Annotated in this window: 16 protein-coding genes; 14 read left to right on the forward strand and 2 right to left on the reverse strand. The window is 62.6% G+C overall.

Going from position 1 to position 18,979, the window contains the following annotated elements:
* Window positions 1–316: 316 nt before the first annotated feature.
* Window positions 317–1,066 carry an ABC transporter ATP-binding protein gene (locus tag VSP_RS02570; protein WP_044133866.1) on the forward strand — a complete coding sequence of 250 codons (750 nt, stop codon included), beginning with the start codon at window positions 317–319 and terminating at the stop codon, window positions 1,064–1,066.
* A complete protein-coding gene (locus tag VSP_RS02575) occupies window positions 1,063–3,846 on the forward strand; it encodes an FtsX-like permease family protein (protein ID WP_009958527.1) in 2,784 nt (927 codons plus the stop codon). Before VSP_RS02570 ends, VSP_RS02575 begins: the two co-directional genes overlap by 4 nt.
* A gap of 19 nt (window positions 3,847–3,865) precedes the next feature.
* Here the strand turns inward: VSP_RS02575 and VSP_RS41855 are convergent, their stop codons facing one another.
* Both VSP_RS41855 and VSP_RS33520 read right to left on the reverse strand, forming a co-directional pair.
* Window positions 3,866–4,246: a hypothetical protein gene (locus tag VSP_RS41855; protein WP_157210696.1), complete on the reverse strand. Its 381-nt coding sequence runs from the start codon at window positions 4,244–4,246 to the stop codon at window positions 3,866–3,868.
* A gap of 25 nt (window positions 4,247–4,271) precedes the next feature.
* Window positions 4,272–5,276 (reverse strand): MBL fold metallo-hydrolase, encoded by a 1,005-nt coding sequence (locus tag VSP_RS33520; protein WP_009958529.1) that lies wholly within the window; start codon window positions 5,274–5,276, stop codon window positions 4,272–4,274.
* Window positions 5,277–5,532: 256 nt separating this feature from the next.
* Between VSP_RS33520 and VSP_RS02590 the strand changes: the two genes are divergently transcribed.
* The 12 genes from VSP_RS02590 (at window position 5,533) to VSP_RS38815 (ending at window position 18,958) form a co-directional block, all read left to right on the forward strand.
* A complete protein-coding gene (locus VSP_RS02590) occupies window positions 5,533–8,247 on the forward strand; it encodes a hypothetical protein (protein ID WP_157210697.1) in 2,715 nt (904 codons plus the stop codon).
* 71 nt (window positions 8,248–8,318) lie between these two features.
* On the forward strand, window positions 8,319–8,870 hold the full coding sequence (gene nusG, locus VSP_RS02595; RefSeq protein WP_157210698.1) for a transcription termination/antitermination protein NusG: 552 nt from the start codon (window positions 8,319–8,321) through the stop codon (window positions 8,868–8,870).
* 416 nt (window positions 8,871–9,286) lie between these two features.
* The gene (locus VSP_RS02600; RefSeq protein WP_009958533.1) at window positions 9,287–10,363 is read left to right on the forward strand and encodes a 3-deoxy-7-phosphoheptulonate synthase; all 1,077 of its coding nucleotides are present in this window, start codon (window positions 9,287–9,289) and stop codon (window positions 10,361–10,363) included.
* A gap of 51 nt (window positions 10,364–10,414) precedes the next feature.
* Complete coding sequence (rfaE1, locus tag VSP_RS02605; protein ID WP_009958535.1) at window positions 10,415–11,401, forward strand: D-glycero-beta-D-manno-heptose-7-phosphate kinase; 987 nt, start codon at window positions 10,415–10,417, stop codon at window positions 11,399–11,401.
* 47 nt (window positions 11,402–11,448) lie between these two features.
* Window positions 11,449–12,405: an FkbM family methyltransferase gene (locus VSP_RS02610; RefSeq protein ID WP_009958536.1), complete on the forward strand. Its 957-nt coding sequence runs from the start codon at window positions 11,449–11,451 to the stop codon at window positions 12,403–12,405.
* On the forward strand, window positions 12,402–13,247 hold the full coding sequence (locus tag VSP_RS38810) for a glycosyltransferase (RefSeq protein WP_009958537.1): 846 nt from the start codon (window positions 12,402–12,404) through the stop codon (window positions 13,245–13,247). The genes VSP_RS02610 and VSP_RS38810 overlap by 4 nt, the downstream gene beginning before the upstream one ends.
* A 28-nt stretch (window positions 13,248–13,275) precedes the next feature.
* The gene (locus VSP_RS02620; RefSeq protein WP_009958538.1) at window positions 13,276–13,884 is read left to right on the forward strand and encodes a D-sedoheptulose 7-phosphate isomerase; all 609 of its coding nucleotides are present in this window, start codon (window positions 13,276–13,278) and stop codon (window positions 13,882–13,884) included.
* 5 nt (window positions 13,885–13,889) lie between these two features.
* Window positions 13,890–14,801: a glycosyltransferase gene (locus VSP_RS02625; RefSeq protein ID WP_009958539.1), complete on the forward strand. Its 912-nt coding sequence runs from the start codon at window positions 13,890–13,892 to the stop codon at window positions 14,799–14,801.
* Window positions 14,802–14,813: 12 nt separating this feature from the next.
* The gene (locus tag VSP_RS02630) at window positions 14,814–15,935 is read left to right on the forward strand and encodes an acyltransferase family protein (protein WP_009958540.1); all 1,122 of its coding nucleotides are present in this window, start codon (window positions 14,814–14,816) and stop codon (window positions 15,933–15,935) included.
* A gap of 52 nt (window positions 15,936–15,987) precedes the next feature.
* The gene (locus tag VSP_RS33530) at window positions 15,988–16,677 is read left to right on the forward strand and encodes a CmcI family methyltransferase (RefSeq protein ID WP_009958541.1); all 690 of its coding nucleotides are present in this window, start codon (window positions 15,988–15,990) and stop codon (window positions 16,675–16,677) included.
* A gap of 28 nt (window positions 16,678–16,705) precedes the next feature.
* Window positions 16,706–18,067 (forward strand): oligosaccharide flippase family protein, encoded by a 1,362-nt coding sequence (locus VSP_RS02640; protein WP_009958542.1) that lies wholly within the window; start codon window positions 16,706–16,708, stop codon window positions 18,065–18,067.
* 3 nt (window positions 18,068–18,070) lie between these two features.
* Window positions 18,071–18,958, forward strand: coding sequence for a class I SAM-dependent methyltransferase (locus VSP_RS38815; protein WP_009958543.1), 888 nt, complete (start codon window positions 18,071–18,073; stop codon window positions 18,956–18,958).
* Window positions 18,959–18,979 lie beyond the last annotated feature (21 nt).

The raw sequence follows: 18,979 nt of genomic DNA on the forward strand, positions 1-18,979 counted from the left end.
GGCAGAACCCTTGGTAGTTTGTCTGCCAATCGAATTCCGCGATGCCGCTTTTGGCACCCCGGTCGTTGTAGATTCCATTTCTCTCCTCAAACCGTTTTGAAGGTCCTCGCCTCGTTGTTTCATCTGCCGGTCGTCTCCTGGAGACCGCTGCTGGCATTGACCTCTCTCAATCTTCTGGGAGGGGCCGGATGGTCACCTGGACCAGATGTTCCCCGCCCCTTGCTGTGAGCGGCTCCAGCTGAACGATGACAATCTGGCCGAGGACAGGCTTAACGCAGTCAATACCCGAACCATTTTCCTGCCAGGCAAATCCATCATGAACTCATTCGGTGATCATCCCGTCAGGCTGGAACGCCTGGTCAAAATCTATGCCCAGGGCCTGCGACAGATCCATGCGCTCCAGCAGGTCGATCTCACGGTAAAGTCCGGTGAGTTCGTCGCCATCATGGGAGCTTCTGGCTCGGGCAAGAGCACGCTCCTGCATGCCATTGCCGGCTTGACGGATGTGAATGAGGGCAAAGTGATCGTGGCGGGCCAGGACCTCGCCGCCTTCTCAGACGCAGCATTGACCCGATTTCGACGGAAACAGGTGGGCATGGTGTTTCAAGCCTTTAACCTGATCCCCAGCCTTACGGCGGAGGAGAACATCCAGCTCCCTGCCATGGAGCTGCCGGATGTGAAACAGCGGGCGGAGGCGATCATGACGCGCATGGGTCTGCTGGACCGCCGGCACCACCGGCCCGATGCCCTCTCCGGAGGGGAGCAGCAACGCGTGGCCATTGGCCGGGCTCTCATGATGGAGCCCGCCATACTGCTGGCAGATGAGCCCACGGGAAGTCTCGACTCCCGCACCGGGCAGGAGCTTTGCCAGGTGCTGAGTGACCTCGTGACACGAGAGGGGCGCACCACGGTGATGGTGACCCATGAGCCCCGTGTGGCGATGTGGGCGGACCGGGTGGTGGTGTTCAAGGACGGCCGGTGCCTCTCGGAGTTTCCTGTAACCCCCGGGGCTGGGGCGGAAGCGGTCGCCCTGGCTTATGAACACGCGCTGCAATCAGCTGTATGAAGACGCTTCTAAGGCTGTCCTGGGCCCATGTGCGGGAACATCCCCTGCGCCTCACCCTCACCTCGCTGGCCACTGCGGCGGCCGCGGCCATGGTGATCTGGGTGGTGAGCGGCTATGATGCGCTGCTCAAGACGTTCGATGAGTACGCGAACCTCGCGCTCGGCCGCTATGAGCTCTCCGTGGCCCCCATCAGCCACTTCAGCCAGGTGGCACCCGGCGTCATCCCGGCTCCCGCGCAGAAGGACGTGCCGGTGGAGTCCGTGGCGCTGTTGCGCGCCGATCCCGCGGTGCGGGTGGTGGATCCCATGTGGGCTGCGCAGACCACCGTGGACCGGGCGGAGCCTTCCGGCGCCGCAGGTCGGCGCGGTGAGCTGCCGGGCACGGTGGTGGGAACGGATGCGGAAGCTCCGCCCTTTGAGCTGGTGGACGGCCGGTGGATACGATTGGCCGACGGAGCGGAGGCCGAGGGCGTACTGAGCCTCGCCGCAGCGGAGGCTGCGGGAGTGCGGGTGGGGGATGAGCTGGTCGTCGGTTCAGGGAAACGACGGCAGCGTCTCCGTGTCGTGGGGCTGGTCCGCAGCCCGGACGTGTCCGGCTGGAGTGCCTCCGTGGCGAAGACGCAGACGATGACCCCCGCAGTGGGAGGGGTGTTTGTCTCCACGAACCTGTTGGAACGGGCCACAGGTGAGGCCCGCCGCATCAGTTTCATAGGGGTGGGTTTGAGAGAGGGAGCCGACCTCACCCGGTTCCGCTTCCAGTGGTCTCCCCGGCTGAGTGCTCTGGCCACGCCTTGCCAGTTCCAGGAGGCCCATGACATCGAGGAGGCGCTGGATGAAAGCGCCTCTGCGGAGAATCTCGAATTCCAAGGGCACATGGCCGCAGTCGTCGCCATGCTGGCCGCGTTCTTCATCATCCTGAGCACGCTGAACATGGGGGTGACGGAACGCATCCGGCAGCTCGCCATCCTGCGAGCGGTGGCGCTCACCCGGATGCAGACGGCCCTGCTGGTGGTGCTGGAGGCGCTGTTGCTCGGGGCGGTGGGTTACGTGGTCGGTTGCACCAGCGGCTGGCTTCTCATGAAGCTGGCGGTGGCCAGGGCTCCTGACCTGCTGGAAGACGGGGCGGTGGTGGGCTCGTTCAGTCTGATGCTCGCTGCGGTGTGTGCCTTTGGCGGGGCGTTGCTGGCCTCTTTCTGGCCGACGTGGCGGGCCATGCGGGTGCGCCCGCTGGATGTGATGGGCAAGCTCGCTGAGCCGCCTTCTGGAGGGCTCCGGCCCGGCTGGCTGGCACTGGGACTGGTCCTGCTCACGGTGTATCCCCTGGTGGCCCGCGTGCTGCCGCATGGGGATGAGGCGCCCTTTGTTGCCTACCTGGTGGTGGGGCAGTGCTGTCTGGCGGCGGGTGTCGTGCTGTGCAGCCCGGCGCTCGTGCATCTGGTGGATCGCGGCCTGAGTCCGCTGCTGGCCCGCGCCCTGGGCATCCCGCCGCGGCTGCTGTTGAGTCAGATTTCATCGAACTTGTCCCGCACCCTCGCCACGTCTGTCGCCCTCAGCGTCGGGCTCGGCCTGCTCATCGGCATTCACGTCTGGGGGCATACCATGCTGGGCGGGTTCCTTCCCGGTCGCTGGGCGCCGGACGCGATGATCGCCTTCCGCCCGGGCGGCATCGATCCCGCCGCGGCCGCCCAGATGAGTTCGTGGAAAGGCATCACGGAAGCCCTGCCGGTGGTCGTGGAACAACCCCGGCTCAAGGAGGATCTCACCCACAGTGCGGTGCGCGCCACCGTGGTGCGGCAGGACAGCGTTGTCATCGTGGGGGTGGATGCCCAGCGTGCCTTTGGCGGGAGCTCGCCGCTGTTCAAGTTTCAGTGGGTTCAAGGTCATGCGGAGCAGGCCGTGGCGCTGCTCCGGCAGGGGCGCGGTTGCATCGTGCCCGATCACTTTCTGAGGGAGTCCGGATTGAAGCTGGGGGATTCCTTTGAGCTGGTGCCGCCGGAACGTCCCGGGCAGCCGGTCGCCTACGTCATCGCGGCCACCGTGAAGATGCCCGGCTGGCATTGGCAGACGAAACCCACCGGCATGCGCACCCGCACCCACCGGGCGGCTGCCCTGGTCTTCGCGGACTACGCCACGGTGGCGCAGGACTTCCAGTTTCAGGCCGTCCCGTACGTGTGGCTCAACTGGGACCTTGACCAGACCCGCAGAGAGGCGGTGGAGGAGGCCGCCAGAAGGTTGTTGGAAATCTCCTCCGGAAAACCCGCTGTGGTGGGCGATCCGACCGCTGGGAGTGAGCAGCCCTACATCAAGTTGCACAGCATCGAGGACATTCGTGACATCGTGAATGCCCACTCCCGGCAGTGGCTCTGGGTCCTGAGCCGGCTGCCAGTGGTGGTGCTTCTCATCACCTCGGTGGGAGTGTTCAACACTCTGCTCGCCTCGGTGCATGCGCGGCGCTGGGACTTTGGCATTCTACGCTCCGTCGGCTACACCCGCAGCCTGTTGGTGCGTCTGGTGGTGGCGGAGGGTGTTTTGATCGGTGTCGTCGCAGGCGGCCTAAGCCTGGTATTTGGCACCCTTTCTGGATGGTGCGGCGCTGGCATGTCACGCTATATCAGCTTCTTTGGAGGGATGAACACCGATCTTGTCGTGCCCTGGCCGGAGGTGCTCAGCAGCTTGGCCGCTGTCCTCCTGCTGTCCAGCCTTGCCGCCCTGTGGCCCGCAATCTCCATCGGGCGCACCAAGCCGCTGCATCTCCTCCAACAGGGCCGGGGAGGCTTCTAATCCCCTTCGAAGATGAGCTTCAGATTGAGCTACGGCCGGTGTTGAAGGTGGATCGACGGAAGGTGAGTGCTGGCACCTGGTGTTTTGCTTGAGGCACGCTGACAGGACTGGCGGTCGGCGCTTGCAAGTGCCTTTCCAATCCCTGGCTCCACTTGCTGGTCGCAAGTCCCATGCCGAGAAGCACGAACAAGGCGCCTGCCGTGCGGTTCAGCCAGGTGCCGCAGCTTGGGCGCTCGCGCAAATGCCGTCCCAAGGAGCAGGCAAAAAGGGCGAGGAAAAAACCCCAGGTCGTGCCGGTGGTCTCAAAGGTAAGGCCGGACGGCCTTGATTTCTCTTCGATCTCTTCGTGCCATGCTGGCGATACCCATTCGAATGCTCCCTCGTCCAAGGGTATGCTCAAGTCTCGCGGAGATCAAGCTGGCGGTTCATCCCGCCGCTCGCATGGACGACCAGAGACCGAGCTGTTCCATGACTTGGTACCCCGAGTCTTCCTCCTCACGCAGTGGCACGGGCACGGAAGGGATGGGGACAGGTGTCGGAGCGGGGGCAGGGGGTGGGGTTGGCGCTGGTTCCAGTGCCTCCTCTACTGGAGCGACTTCTGGGAACGGGGCTGCGACCGGTGGGGCCAGGACGGCATGGGTCCGTCGGGCGACCTCCAGCCAGGGGAGGGGCTCGTGGCGGTTCGCGCAATGCACCTGGGCTGAGGTGACTCCGGCGGAGTGCAATGCTGCGGTGATCTTCTGGCGGGCCACGTTGGGGCAGTTGCAGTCTTCGCTGAGGTGACCCAGGATCACGTGCTGGAGATGCTCGTGCGCGAGATGCTGCACGAGCTCGGCGGCCTGTTCATTGGAAAGGTGGCCGTGCCGGCCGCTGATGCGCTGTTTCGTAGCCCAAGGGCGTTTGGTATCAGCTTCCAGCAGAGGGCCATCGTAGTTGGCCTCCATGAAGAGGGTGTGCACCCCCTTCAACCGGTCACGGATGAGGTTGGTGATGAAGCCCACATCGCTGAGCACTCCCAGGCGGGAATCTTCATCCTGAATGAGGAAGCCGACAGGATCGACCGCATCGTGCGGGACCGGGAAACACTCGATGCGGAGATCTTGAAACTGGAAGGCCGCGCCGGTTTGCATGATCCGCCACCGGGGCCTGGCTTTCTCAAAGCTGCTCATCAGGGTTTCCTGGGTGAGCGGGGTGCAGAAGAGGGGTACCTCATGTTTCCGACAAAGGACCTCCAGCCCGGCAGTGTGGTCGCCATGCTCGTGAGTGAGCAGAATGCCATCGAGCTGGCCGACGCTCAAGCCCACCTGTTCCAGCCGCTGAGTGATGCGGCGCGCGCTCAGCCCGGCATCCACGAGCAGGCAGGTGCGCTCTGTGCGGAGCACTGCACAATTGCCTGAACTGCCGCTGCCGAGCACCGTGAGGGAAAGCATGGCCGAGCTTAGCGGGAGATGGCCGTGGTGAAAAGCAGAAATGCCTGCGAGGGAACGCCTTCTGGCGACGGAGCATCTACACAATGCCTTCAGCGTTGAGGGCCTCTCTGACCGTGCCCCACGTTGGCTCGCTTAGGGCTCTTAGATCGCCGTTGGGGATCAACTTCGGGAGGTGGCCACGGGGAGCGCGACAGTTTGATCCGTTCTCTACAGGTCCGAAGCAGATTCTTTGCACCCGTAGAAAGGGCAGGCTATCATGCCGGGAATGTATGTGTGGATCCGCCGACTGATCTTGCTGGTGCTGCTGGGCACCGGCATCTCGGCGGCTGGGTATGTGCGTAGCGATGGGTTCTCCCGCAAATGGCGCGAGTTCGTGATCGAGCAGTTCAAGCACCGTGGGGTGTACTTGACGCTGGACCGCCTGACGCTGGATCCGTTTGAAGGGGTGGTGGCGCGTGGCATCACCGTGTTTCAGGACGCTGATCGCAAAAGCGTCGTCGCCGAGGTGGACCGGCTCCACCTGGATCTGGACTACGGGAAGATGCTGCGCAACGAGCTCTTTCTCGAAGGCGTGGACTTGCGGGAAGCAAATTTGTCTTTTGCCGTGGATCCCGACGAGGCGGATTCGGAGGTCATCAAGCTGGAAGACATCAGCGCCCGCCTCTACATGATCGGCGATCGCATCGAGGTGCGAAAAGCGGAGGCGAAGCTCTTTGGCCTGGCGCTGCACCTCCGGGGATCGGTGTTGAAGCCCAAGTTCACCGGCCAGCGTGAGGATCCCGCCGCGGCGGAGGAGCGCAAGCGTCGGCGCATGGCGCTGCTCAAGGCCCGGCGGGGCTTGATCCTGGACACGGCCCGCGTGCTCAAGCACTTCGAGACGGCGGTGGCACCCAACCTGGATGTGGAGATCACCGGGGATCTGGCCAAGCCGGAGGAGATGAATGCCACCATGCACCTCCGGGCGAGCAACCTCCGGCATGGCACCTATGTGTGTGAGGATCTGGATGTGCTGGCCAGCTACTCTGGGGAGACTGTGGACCTTTCCCACCTGCGGGTGCGGGATCGTTTGGGGCAGTTGGAGCTGGCGGCGGCATGGACCTTGGGGGGGCAGGATGTGGATTTCCACTTCCGCTCCACCGCAGATCTTCCCGGCTTGTGCGCGGCGGTCTTTGAAAAGGAGGCGTTTCGCGAAGTGGTCTTCTATGAGCCCGTGAGTGTGCGGGCAGAGGGGATCTACCACCTCAACCAGCCCACGGCGGAAGGGCGCGGCCTGCCCGTGAACTGCGTGGGGAGTGTGGATGCAGGACGTTTTGCCACCCGGGGAGAGATGCTGGAGGGGTTGTCAGGCAGCTTTGGGCTTGCTCCGGAGGGGTGGTATGTACGAGATGTGCGGTTGAGGCACTCCACGGGCAGCCTCGGGCTGCAGGCCATGTGGCGTCAGGGGGAGGGTTTCAAGTATCGGGCGCTGCTCCAGATGGATCCGCATGTGTTCCTGCCTTTCACGAACCGTCCCCAGACGCAGGAGATCATCAAGCGGTTCAAGTTCCGGCACGAATCAAGCATCTTTGCCGAAGTGGAGGGTGCCGGACCGGACCCCAACATCGCCAACTGCACCAATCAGGGCCGTGCGGAGGTCCACAATTTTGCGTACCGTGGGCAGGACTTCGAGCGACTGAGCGCCGACTTCGAGTTCACCGGACCCCGGGCCACTTACAGCAGGGTTGAAATTGAGCGTAAGGAGGGGCGGGCCTCCGCCAGAGAGGTCAAAGTCGATGATGCCGCCAAGACAGCATTGCTGTCGGGAGTGCTGTCGGATCTGGACCCTGTGGCGCTGACCAGTTGCTTCAACGAGCAGACGGCGGCGGTGATCAAGGGCTACCGTTTTGACAAACATCCCCGTGTGGAGCTGGACGGGCTGATTGGCTACAAGTATGGCAACAGCGACTTCAAGGTGAAGTTCAAGTCCGCGGGCACCGCGCACTATGTGCTGTGGGATGAGGATTACACGATCCACCTGCCCGCCGGGGAACTGAAGTTCAAGGGGCGTCAGCTGGGCTATGCCGTGACGGGCAAAGTCTTCGGTCAGGACATGACCTGCCGTGGCGCTGCGGATCTCACTCCGGATGTGCATGACTACACGGTGTCCTTCCAGTCGGGCAGCTTTCCTTACGGCGTTTTTGGCAAGCCGTTGCCCTTTGAGCGGGTCACAGCGGAGGTGGTGTGCAAAAAGGGCGTAGTGACGTTCAATGCCGGGGCGCGGCTCTTCAACGGCAGCTTCACGCTGAAGGGTAAGATCAACGACGCGATCCGCCAGCCCGCCTACGAGGGCGAACTGCGTATGAATGGCCTGAGTTTCAAGCGCTTCGCCCGCGTGTATTCACCCTCCAATGACACCGAGGGGGACCTGACAGGCCATTTTATCTTTTCTGGCAAACTGGGGGACTGGCGGACGCTGAAGGGGCGCGGGGCACTCATCATTCTCAATGGCAACCTCTATGCGGTGCCCATCCTCGGGCCGCTCACTCCCCTGATCGGAGCGCTGCTGCCCCGACCCATGAGCGGTTACAACCTTGCCAAGGAGGCGGATTGCACCTTCCAGGTGGCCGACGGATTTGTGCGCACGGACGATCTGGAGGCTCTCACGGGAGTGTTCAGGCTGGTTTCCAAGGGGCAGGTGGACTTTCTGGAGGATCGCATCAAGTTTGAAGCGCAGGTAAAATTCCGCGGTCTGCCAGGGCTGGTGCTTTTCCCAGTCAGCGAGATTTTTGAGTACGTGGGAGAAGGCAGCGTGGGGGAGCCCATGTGGCGTCCGCGATACTTCAGCACCACCCAGGAGAAGGAGAAATTTCGCAAACCCGGTGAAGCCCCGGATGTGGAAGCTGCTGCCGGATCGGTGCCCAGGGCCATCCCCGTCGGACCGCCTGCCCGGAGTGGTCGCGCCACCGGCAGCCCTACTCGCAAGGGCCCCTGATCTGGCCGACAGCAAGATAGCTCTTGCATCCCCCTGCGGACGGGATGATGCACCGCAGCAGATCACCCACGATGCCCGAGACTGAGACAGCCCATTGGTATTGCGTTCATACTAAACCGAAGTGTGAACACATCGCGGCAGCCTCCATGCGGCAGTTGGAGCATGTGGAGACCTTCTGCCCTCGCATCCGCTTCCAGCGCAGCACGCCGCGGGGGAAGGTCTGGTTTGTGGAGGCCCTCTTTCCCAGCTATTTCTTTGCACGCTTTGTGTACTCGGAAGCGCATCGCGCGGTCAAGCATACCCATAACGTCATCCGAATCGTGGGATTCGGGGGGGATCCGGCTCCGATCCCAGACTTAACGATCGAGAACCTTCGGGAGGAGATGCAGGGGGCGGAACTCCGTGAGGTGAAATACGGTGTGGAGGTGGGTGACACCGTGGAAGTGGCGGAAGGTCCCATGCGTGGGCTGAAAGGGGTCGTGGAAAGCCTGGCCAGCGGGGAGCAGCGCGTGAAGCTTCTTCTTGAGTTTCTAGGCCGCCAAAGTCTCGTGGAGGTGCAGGCTTCCAAATTGCTGAGCGAAAAAGCCCCTCGGGATGTGATGGCAGCCAAAAAAGGCCCGTGAGCCCCCTGCGGATCATTTCGCCATCCGGAGTTGAAAGTACCGCTTGCAAAGCAGGAGGGGGATTTTTTATTTTCGCCGACTTTTTAACTTTGCAAAGCGCCTGGCCGTTATAAAATTACCATAATTGTAATGATTTCCGATATTGAGAGTCTGCGGGCGCTGCCAATGTCCACATCCTCACAAGGGGAGATTAGCCGCGAGTCCCACTTTTACGGTGCGTCTTGCCATTGAAAACGAACGATGTGTTGACGATAACGGTTCTGGCTTGGCCCAGTTGACCGGGGGCGGCAGCTTGATCAGGAGGGGAGAGCCCTCTTTGAATCCGACCGATGGCATGCTGAGATTCTGACGAATCACTTGCGCGTCGGCCCCACCCGCGGACTTTGGCCATCCCCCTTTCCACAGGGGACCCGATCATGAGTGACAAGCACCGTACAGACGACCTTCGCATTGAGCATATTCGCGACCTCGTGTCGCCGAGCATCTTCATGGACCAGATTCCCTTGGGAGAGGCCCACGAAGACTTTGTGACGGCGTCTCGTGTTTCAGCCGAAGACATTCTCATGGGACGCGGCGACCGCTTGCTGGTGGTGGCAGGCCCGTGCTCCATTCACGATCCCAAGTCTGCCCTGGAATATGCCGAGCTGCTGAAGGGGGCCCGTGAGAAGTATGCGGAGGAGCTGGAACTGGTGATGCGTGTCTATTTTGAGAAGCCGCGGACCACCGTCGGCTGGAAGGGCTTCATCAATGATCCTGGATTGGACGAGAGCTTCGACATCAACACCGGTCTGCGGGAAGGCCGCAAGCTGCTCGTGAAGATCGCGGAGATGGGCGTGCCCGCTGGCACGGAGTTTCTGGATGTGATCACGCCGCAGTACATTGCGGACGTGGTGAGTTGGGGGGCCATTGGTGCCCGCACCACGGAGAGCCAGGTGCATCGCCAGCTCGCCTCCGGCTTGTCCATGCCTGTGGGCTTCAAGAACGGCACGGATGGCAATATCCAGATCGCGCTGGACGCCATTGCGGCGGCCCAGGGTTCGCATGTATTTCTCTCTGTGACCAAGCACGGCACCGCAGCGATCGTCCAGACCAAAGGAAACAACGCCTGCCATGTGATCCTGCGCGGGGGCAAAGCCTCCCCGAACTACGATGCCGCCAGCGTGAGCAATGCGGTGGAGCAGCTTCGTTCCCGCGGTCTGCCCCCGCACCTGATGGTGGATTGCAGCCACGGCAACAGCCTGAAGGACTACAGCCGCCAGCCGCTGGTGGCCAAGGATGTTGCGTCCCAGATCGCCTCTGGCAGCACCGGGGTGGCAGGGGTGATGATCGAAAGCCACCTCTGCGGCGGGCGCCAGGATGTGAAGCCGGGCCAGGAGCTTACCTATGGTCAGAGCATCACAGACGCCTGCGTCTCCTGGGAAACCACGCTGGAGATGTTCGACGACCTCGCCGCGGCAGTCCGGGCACGGCGTGCCCTTGCAGCGAAGGCATAAAGGGACCGCGCCCCGGCCCGCCCAGACCGTGATCCAGACTCCCGCCACCGCGTGACCTCAGCCGACCTCGCCCGCTTCCGCCAGACCCGCATCCTCGTTATTGGGGATGTGATGCTCGACCACTTTGTCCGCGGCAACGTGCGCCGCATCTCCCCAGAGGCCCCAGTGCCTGTCGTGGAGGTGACAGAGGAGACCTTCAACCCGGGTGGTGCGGCCAATGTGGCCTGCAACATCGCTGGCTTTTCCAACCAGGTGTCTTTGATGGGACGGATCGGACGAGACCATGCTGCGGATCATCTGGGGCGCCTGCTCCAGAGCGAAGGCGTGGGCACCCAGTCCATGCTGGTGAGCAATACGATCCCGACGATCTCCAAGGCGCGCGTGGTGGCCCGACAGCAACAGATTGTGCGGGTGGACCGCGAGAAGCTCGTGGCCCTGACTGCTGAGGAGCTGGAAGAGGTGGAACAGAAGCTCAGCGCAGCCGCTGGCGAACTGGACGCCATCATCCTGGAGGACTATGGCAAGGGATTTATCACGGAGCCATTGATGCGCTCCGTGACTCGCATCGCCCGGGCTTCCAACATTTTGGTCACCGTAGATCCATCGCCTCGCAATCCGTTGCCCTGGAGCGGAGTGAACCTGGTCAAGCCCAATCGGCTTGAAGCCTTTGCGGCTGCCGGACTGGAGGATCATCATCTGCCAGTGCCGGCGGAGCAGAACGAAGAACTGCTGCGCGTGGGGCACACCCTCCTGGAGCGCTGGGACACACCCATGGTGCTCGTGACTCTGGGTGAGCAGGGCATGATGCTCTTCCGCCGCCATGAGGCACCGCATCACATTCCCACCCGGGCTCGTGAGGTCTATGACGTGAGCGGCGCGGGGGACACCGCCATCGCCGTGCTGACCATGGCGCTGGCCAGCGGGCTGGACCCGGTGCAGGCCGCAGACGTGGCCAACCATGCCAGTGGCATCGTCGTTGGCAAGCTGGGCACCGCCTGTGTCACGCCTGAGGAGTTGCGGGCGGCGTACGATTCGTAGCGCTGCCGCGCGTATCAGGACGTCGCTTCCTGAAACCAATCCGGATCATGAACTACGTGTTTGCCAAGGAGGTGGGCCCGGTCCGCTATGTCTGGAGGCGCTGCCTCTGGCGGCTGCTGCAATCTCTGGGGGGGCGTCCTACGGACTACCTGCTTCCCACCGGCCTCCGGCTTCCCCTGCCCAAGGGGAATTATTTTGCCTCGGATGTCTTCGTCACCCAGGCCTCGGTGGACTGGCATGCCGAGCACATTCTGGCGCGGTACCTGATGGAGCATCCCGGTAGCAGGCAGGGTGATTTCCTCGATGTGGGCTCGCACATTGGATATTACGCACTGCTCCTGGCTCCGCTCGTGCGACGGGTGTATGCCTTTGAGCCTGATCCGAGAAACCGTGAGGCCATGGCCCGTACGGCCGCCCGTGCGGCCAACGTGGAGGTGGTGGAAAGGGCAGTGGCCGACCAGGACGGCCAGGTGGGTTTCTGCGAAGGAGAGGCCTCCTCAGTCAGCCATCTCGCCGACAAGGCGGAAGACGCCCAGCAGTGGGTGGAGGCGGTGACGCTGGATCGATTTGTGGAAGAGCGCCAACTTCGGCCCCTGGCGGTGAAGGTGGACATCGAGGGCTTCGACATTCTCGCCCTGGAAGGTGCGCGTCTGACGGCCCGTCGGCACCGGCCCGTGTTTCTGGTGGAGTTCAACCTGGAAGACGAGCGGCCCAATTCCCATGAACGCCTCGGAACTTTTTTGGCGGAGGTGGGCTATGAGCTCCTGGCCATCGTCAGGACGGAGGCCGGGCCCTTTCGCTGTGCATACGAGTTCAAGAAACTGTCCGCCTCTGAGGTGGCAGCCGCCCACACGAAAATGTTGTTTCTTGTTCCTGCGGGCGATCGATGGTTTGCTGCGTATCTGCAGAGCCGCCCACGCTGGAGTTCCCTCGCACTCCGGCCTGCGGGAGTGTCCCGTGTGCTGGCGGAAAGCGTGCTACCCTCCAACCCCAAAAACGGATGAAAGGTTTGACGGATGAAGCCCAGCCGGCGGTCCCCAAGGCGCCTGTGACAGGTGTGGTGGTGAGCTTCAACGAGGCGGATCTTCTGGAACGCTGCCTGCCCTCGCTCTCCTTCTGTGATGAGGTGCTGGTGGTGAACATGGAGTGCACGGATGCCACACCGGAGGTGACCGCCCGGCACGGAGCCCGGATGGTGGAGCACCATCGTGTGCCCACCGTAGAGCTGGTGCTGGAGTGGGCCTCCACCCAGGCTCGGAATGACTGGATCCTGAGCATCGACCCCGATGAAGTGGTGGACCCCAAGCTGGGGCGTCAGATCACCGAGCTGGTGGCGGGTCCTGAAGAGCCCCGCCTCGCCCGGGTGGAGCTGCCCTGGCTATTCTACTTCAAAGACCACGCCCTGAAGGGCCCCTACTGGGGCGGGGAGAACTACAAGCGGGGCACGATGTACCACCGCCACCGCGTCACCCATGTGCATCATGTCCACCATCGGCCCACCGCAAATGAGGGGTTCGAGTCCCGTGTCATTCCGTGGGAGGGGGACAATGTCTTGCATCACTACTGGATGACCAGCTACGCCAAGTTCGTGGAGAAGCACCTCCGCTACATCAAGCTCGAGGGACCCCGCCGCAAGCACGCCGGGGACAAGTTCTCGTGGTGGAAGACCATTTGGGACACAGGCTATTCCTTCGCGTGGTCGGTCATCCGACGTCGCGGTTACAAAGACGGCATGGTAGGCCTGGGACTGAGCGGTCTGTACGCGTGGTACGTCGGGTCTAGCTGGCTCTCCCTGCGGCGGCTGGAGAAAGAATTGAAAGCTTCCCAGACGGCTCCCAAGGCGTAGATTCCGGCCTGCCATCCCATCCCATTTCATGAAAGTTGCTGACCCTTCCGTTGAATCTGAATCTCTGATCCTGAACCACCTAGAGGATCATCTTGCCGTGGTCGCGGCGCTTAAGTCGTTCACGCCGCTCATCGACACCCTGTACCGTCGCATCGTCGAAAGTCTGGAGGTCGGCGGGAAAGTCCTCTTCTTTGGCAATGGCGGCAGCGCCGCAGACGCCCAGCATCTGGCTGCGGAGTTTGTGGTGCGTTTCCGGCAGAACCGCCGGGCGCTGGCCGGCATCGCCCTGACGACGGATACCAGCATCCTGACGGCAGGCGGGAATGACTTTGGTTTTGAGAGCATTTATGCCCGTCAAGTGGAGGCGCTGGCCCGACCGGGGGATGTGGTGATCGGCCTCTCCACCTCAGGCAACAGTGCAAACGTGCTGGCCGGGCTGGAGGAAGCCAGGAAGCAAAAGTGTTTCACCGTGGCATTCACCGCCTTGGGAGGCGGACGGTGCGCGGAAGTGGCGGATCTGGCGTTCAAGGCCCCGTCACCCACCACGGCCCGCGCCCAGGAGTGCCACCTGCTGGTGGGCCACATTTTGTGCGATCTCATTGAAGAGCATCTGCTGGCGCAAGAGCGTGGCAACTGATCTCGATGAACGGGCGTTTTGCCCAGGATTTCGAGTTTTCATCTGATCTGAAATCCCCGAGCCAATCTGTCTGGATGGTGATCCCGGTGTTCAACCGCCGGGAGATCACCTTGGGCTGCCTGGAGCACCTTCATGCCATCGGCGTCATGGGGTGGTGCCAGGTGGTGGTGGCGGATGGGGGCTCCTCAGACGGGACCGTGCAGGCCATTCGGACCCGCTTCCCCGAAGTGACGGTGCTGGAAGGCCGGTGGTGGTGGATGGAGGGGATCCGTGCAGGTATGGAGCACGCGCAAAACCAGGGTGCCGACATGTATGTCTGGCTCAATGACGACTGCCGCCCCACGGCGGGCAGTGTGGAGGCGCTGGTGGATCGGGCTCACACGACGGGCCATGTCTGCGGTGGCGTGACGCGATCCCCGCTGGGGGCGTATGCGGGCATGCGAAAGACTTCTTTCGGTCTGCGGCCGTTGGATGTCTCCGCCTTGAAGCCGGGGGAGGTGCTGCCGGTGGATTCGCTGGTGGGAAACTTTGTCGCCTGGCCCGGAAAGGTGGTGGCCGCCACTGGGCTGCCGGATGCGGTGGTGTTTCCTCATCTCTGCGCGGATCACTACTACACTCTGGAGGCTGGCCGGCATGGTTTTCCGCGTGAACTGGTGGGCGGGGTGGAGGCCGAGGACGTTCATCCTGACATGGGATGGGCCCGGCAGTCCATCCTGCGGGGCGATCAACCGGTGGGATTTGTCGCCAGGTGGCTGCTCCAGTGGAATCCCCGGGCCGGTCTGCTGCCGGAACTGCGATTGCACCGCCGCTTCTGGGGGCCGGCGGGGGTGCTGATCCCGCTGGGACCGTGGCTTAAAAAGTGGCTCCTCCTTTCCTTGCGCATTGTTTTGCCAAAGGCGTTGCGGTCACGGCTCTGAACGTTCTATTTCATGAACCCGGTCACACATGATGCAAGAAGACTGCCTTCCCTGGATGGTCTGCGGGCGGTCGCGGCGATGATGGTGGTCTTCGCCCATTGTCAGGCCACCCAGGGCTGGCCGGACTGGCGGATCCTCAATGAAGCCATCAAAACCGCCTCGGGATTCCTGGGAGTGCAGGTGTTCTTCGTGATCAGCGGCTTCATCATCACCCGCCTGCTGCTGTTGGAAAAACTAGATGCCGGAGCGGTATCTCTCCCGCGCTTCTGGTCACGGCGGTTTCTCCGGATCATCCCCCCGCTGGCGGTGTACCTGCTCTGTTTGTCCTTGTTGAAGGCTCAGGGGGCGGTCTCCGTCACGACGCTCTCCCAGGTGGGCAGTCTCTTCTTCTTCCGGAATCATCTTCCGGAGGTGGACGGTCTCAATGCCCACTGCTGGTCCCTGTCTGTGGAGGAACAGTTTTACCTGGCCTGGCCGTTCTGCGTGGCCTTCCTGCAGGTGAAGCACCTGCGTATGGTGGCGCTGACGGTGATGGCGATCTCACTGGTAGCACGGACGGCCACGAATGCGCTTGGTGGCACGGAGTGGCGGTGGCTGATATATCATGCGGACTGCCTTATGGCCGGGGCGCTGGCCGCCATCTGGCTCCAGGAGAAAGGGTTCGAGGTGATTAAGCCGCTCAAGCGCAGCGGCATCATCTGGCATTTTGTGGGACTGATGGGGATGCTGATCCTCAGCCGCGCCTGTGCCACGAATCTGTCCCGCTTCTTTGCGCCGATCCAGCCCACCTTCGTGGCGGTGTTTGTGTCTTGGTGGATCCTCCGCCTCGTGAGTGTGCGGGAGGGGGTGACGTATGCCATCCTGAACACCCGGGTGGCGGTCTGGCTGGGGGCGATCTCCTACAGCACCTATCTCTGGCAGCAACTCGTGAGCGCCCCGGCCAAGAGCTGGCTCCATGGCACACCCTGGTTTGCCCATTTTCCTCTCAATGTGCCCATGTGCATTGTGGCGGGGGCTCTGAGCTACTATCTCCTGGAAAAGCCCCTCCAGAACCTCCGCCGGCGCTGGGATGCGTGGGTGGGTGCCAAATCCAAGACCCCGCCTGCGGCCCCGGTCGAGCCGGCGGGAAATTGAGGGCACCATCATCGCGGCCGCCGCTTCAAAACAAGATCAACTGTCATATCCTATGGCTGAGAACCCGCTTGAAAAACACTGGTTGATGTCCAATCCCCTCCTGCGGGTCATCCGCAAGGTGGCGGCCCGGATTTACTATGACACCCTCATCCGCAAGACCCAGACTTTTGGTGATGTGACCTGGCTGGGAAGGCCGGTATGGCAGAACGTGCAGGACCTGTGGACGCTCCAGGAGGTAATCTGCCGGATCAAACCCTCGCTCATCATCGAGTGCGGGACGAATCGCGGGGGCTCCTCCTTCTTCTTTGCGACCCTCTTTGACCTGATGGGGACGGAGGGGAAGATCGTCACGGTTGATGTTGAGAAGCTGCACGACATGAGCCATCCACGCATCACGTACCTGCTGGGCAGTTCCACCTCGGATGAGATCTACAACCAGATCAAGGCGATGGCTGATGGAGTGACGGGGCCGATCCTGGTCATGCTGGACAGTGACCACTCTCAGAAGCATGTCGCCGGGGAACTGGAGCGCTACGCGCCCCTGGCGACGGTGGGGAGCTACTGCTTCGTTCAGGACGGCTGCATCGATACCGAATTCATGTACCGCAAGGCGCGACCAGGTCCGCTGCCAGCGATCAAGGAGTACGTGGCCGCCCATCCGGAGTTTCAGGTGGATCATGCACTGTGCGAGCGGTTCGTGGTAACACATCATCCTCTGGGCTGGTTGAAACGGGTCGCCTGAGGCGACGCCGCGCCGACATCTCCGCCCCATGGAAGAATCCGCTCCAACGCCCGCCAAACCGCAGTCATTTCTCGCCTGGTTCCGCAAGAGCCGCGGGACGACGGTGGTGAGAAACATCGGCTGGCAGTTTGCGACCAAGGTGGTCACCACCCTGCTGGCATTGGCCGCGGCGGGATTCGTGGCAAGAGCCTTGGGTCCGGAAGGCATGGGGCTCTACCGGAACGGGCAGGCGGTGGCGGGTCTTCTGGCCTCCGTGGGAGGGGTGGTATCCCAGCAGGTGCTGATCCACCGCATGCTGACGCATCCCGACCGTGAAAGCAGCTACCTGGGCTCGGCCATGGTGCTGGTGGGCGTAGGGGGGCTGGTGGCGATGCTCGTGGGGGCTTTGGTGCCCTGGAGTTTCGAAGGGACGAGTGGTCGGTTGGTGGTCATGGCGGCGACCTCGTACTTTGTGGTGCTCTTCATGGTGCCCATGGCTGCCTGGTTTGAGTCCCGCATGGCCGGGCGCGTCCTGGCGGTGTCGAACATGGCGGGGCTGGCCCTGACTCGGGTGTGGGAGATCGGCTGTTCAGTTTTGGGCGTGGGGGTCGTGACTTTTGCGTTCTCGCAGCCCTTGGGCATGGTGATGATGTCGGCGCTCGTCGTGCTGGCTTATCGGCGGCGCAAGGACCGCCCCGCTCACTTGCAGTGGGACCGGACGGCAGCCCGGGACATGCTCACAGCGTCGCTGGCGTGGGCGGGGCTCGGAGTGGTAAATCATGCCCAGTTGCGGTGTGAACTGTTTTTCCTGACCGGGATGAAGGGTACGGCTGCTGGTGGGCAGTACAGTGCAGCCAGTGAGCTGGTGCAGCCTTTCCTGGTCATCCCCGGGTTCATGATGTCATCGCTCTTTCCCAGTGTGGTGCGATCCTATGCTGCGGATCATGAACTCGGGCAGGCAAGGCTGGTGCAGTATCTGCGGCTCAGCGCGGCGCTGGGGCTGCTCAGCGCGCTGTCCATTTCCGTGGCAGGGCCTTTTCTGGCCCATTTGATTTATGGACCCAAGTTTGATGCCGTGGCTCCCATGATCCGGATCCTGGGGTGGTATCTGGTCCCGGCGTTCCTCGCCCCACCCTGTGTGGCGTGGATGGTGAAGGAGAACCTGGGGTGGCTGGCGGCCATCTATTCGGTGGCAGGCCTGCTGCTCACAGTGGCCATTGATTTGACTTTGATACCTGTGGCCGGTGCCATCGGGGCGGCGATCGCGACACCCTTGGCGGCCGTGTTGATTGGGACGGCGCTGCCGCTTCTCCATGGTCGGACGCGCTGGCTGGCGGCGACCCAATGGCGGGCGCTTTTGTGGCCGATACCGGACCTGCAGGCGATCATTCCAAAGGAAAACAGGACCTGATCTATGGGCATTGATCTCAATACGGTGCGCTTTCTCACCTGGACCAAGAGCCGGGGAGTGTCGTTCCGCAAAACGGCCATGCTGGGACGCCAGGGGTTCATGGGGGTGAGGCCGTCCCAGCTTGCCAGGTGGCAGTCGGCAGCACCGGAGGGTGCCCGGCCCGGGGTGGAGATTCTGACGGATCCCCGGCAGTATTGCGAGCCGCTCTTCAAGGCATTGAAAGCGGAAACCATTCATAGCTACGACTTCAGCAGCTACGAGAACGCCACCCATCTTTGGGACCTCAATGAAGCGCCACCTGCGGCGTCGCTGGGGGCCTATTCCGTGGTGTTTGACGGAGGGACGCTGGAGCATGTGTTTGACTTCCCCAGGGCGCTTCAGGGGGCGCTTCAACTCCTCGAACCTGGCGGGCACTACATTTCTGTGACTCCGGCCAGTGGATGGTTCGGGCACGGGTTCTACCAGTTCAGCGCAGAACTTTTCCAGCAGATCTTCACCGCAGGCAACGGCTGTGAACTCACGGCGTTGATGATGTTTGAGGATCGGGAGGACGCGGCAATCTATGAGGTGCTGCCTCCTGGACCGGGGCATGAGCGGCACAAGTTTGCCTCCCTGCGACCGGCGTCTCTCGCGGTCGTGGCGCGGCGGGTCGGGCCCGTGCCTGATCGCTTGCGGGCGCAGCAGTCGGACTATGTCGCCGCTTGGGAGACGAGTTCTGCGGGTGCTGGCGCCCAAGCGCCGACGATGGCGGGATCTGCCAGCTCCTCGTTGGCAAGCCTGGCTGGCGGGCGATGGGGTGCGGTCATGCGCCGCTGGCTGAAGGGCCGGTATCTGGCGATGGGAGGGAACCCCTTCTTTGACACCAGCATGTACCGGAAGGTGGAAATGTAAGCCCGGGGAGGAGGTAAACCG

Source organism: Verrucomicrobium spinosum DSM 4136 = JCM 18804, from assembly GCF_000172155.1.
Lineage (GTDB): Bacteria > Verrucomicrobiota > Verrucomicrobiia > Verrucomicrobiales > Verrucomicrobiaceae > Verrucomicrobium > Verrucomicrobium spinosum.